Raw genomic sequence first — 1,459 nt, forward strand, 5'->3', positions numbered from 1 at the left:
ATTACAAAGATTAAGAGCTTAGCTCAATCAGTACGCTTATCTTTGGGGTTTTCTGTTGAGATAAAGCAGAAAACCTACATAACAATACATTTTTTCCATTTTTTTAGCGTTTAAATTGTTTAAGCTATCGGCATATTTCAAATTTTTGTTTCAGGTTATCCATGTTTATGAAAAAAAGCTTAGTTCAATCACTTTCTGTTGTTTTACTCATGACAATGGCAACAGTGGGTTATGCTGCTGACAAGAAAAAAACAGCTGAAAAGAAAACTGAAAATGAAAATGTTGTTGAAGTTACACCGTCCAAAGGTACTACACCGGAAGAATTAGCAGCAATTCAAGTACTTTCTGAAATTTGCCCAAGTTTGATTGGTAAAAAAGATGCCGAATTTGCTCAAGGTTATGAGCGTCTTGTAAAAGACTATTTACCAAATGAAGCCGATCCAGTTGCAGCTTTAGAAAAACGTAGTAAAGACAAGAGTTTCAAGAAAGTCTTAAAAGAAGCACGTAATGATGCAAAAGCTGCTGGTAACGAACAAAATACGTTAGTTTGCCAAGACGTGAAAGCTTATCAATCGCAAAAATAAATTAGTTAAAAACTCTCTAGTTACAATACTGTTTGAAAAAGCCGACTTCCCCCATAGAAGTCGGCTTTGCTTTATCCTAAAATGCTAGGCTCTTCTGCTTCATACAAGATATTGGAATTACCTAGAATGACTCGAAAAAGCGCTATTGCTGCACTCCTCCTCTTACCAAGTTTTTCTTATGCAGCAACTGTCTTATCAGCTCCGCCAGAATTAAATAATAAGTCTTATGTATTAATGGATTACGAGACAGGACAAATTCTCGCTTCTAAAAATGAAAATGAAAAGCTTGCTCCTGCTTCTATGACTAAAATGATGACAAGCTACATCATTGAACAAAAATTATTAAAAGGTGAGCTTACCGAAAATGAACAGGTTCGTATGAATGAATCTGCTTGGTGTAAAGGCAGTAGTTCTGAATCATGTATGTATGTTCCATTAAATGGCACAGCAACTGTTTTAGAAATGCTTCGCGGTATTATTATTCAGTCAGGTAATGATGCATCAAAAGCAATGGCTGAACATATTGCTGGGAATGAAGGTACTTTTGCTCACATGATGAACCAAGAAGCAAAACGTATCGGAATGACCAATACCCAGTTTATTAACTCAACAGGTATGCCAGCTGAAGGTCATTACTCAACTGCAAAAGATATGGCTGTTTTAGCACAACATATTATTAAAGACAGCTCAAAATACTACCCGATTTATTCTGAAAAAGAATTCACATTTAACGGTATCAAACAAGGTAACCGTAATGCTTTACTTTACACTGACCCAAGTGTTGATGGCTTAAAAACAGGCCATACTGATGAAGCTGGTTACTGCTTAACGACTTCAAGTAAACGCGGTCCAATGCGTTTAATCTCAGTTATTTT

2 protein-coding genes are annotated in these 1,459 nt (G+C 35.8%); both read left to right on the forward strand.

Annotated elements, in window-relative coordinates; translation table 11 throughout:
• Nucleotides 1–161 precede the first annotated feature (161 nt).
• Nucleotides 162–584: an MCR_0457 family protein gene (locus tag VXQ92_RS17725; protein WP_416682695.1), complete on the forward strand. Its 423-nt coding sequence runs from the start codon at nt 162–164 to the stop codon at nt 582–584.
• 126 nt (nt 585–710) lie between these two features.
• On the forward strand, nt 711–1,459 hold a 749-nt coding region (gene dacC, locus VXQ92_RS17730; RefSeq protein ID WP_416682696.1), incomplete at its 3' end, for a D-alanyl-D-alanine carboxypeptidase PBP5/6.

It is taken from the genome of Acinetobacter sp. 228 (genome assembly GCF_048147885.1).

Coding starts and splice junctions, on each gene's coding strand:
- VXQ92_RS17725 (WP_416682695.1), top strand. CDS start 162: ATGTTTATGAAAAAAAGCTTAGTTCAATCACTTTCTGTTGTTTTACTC.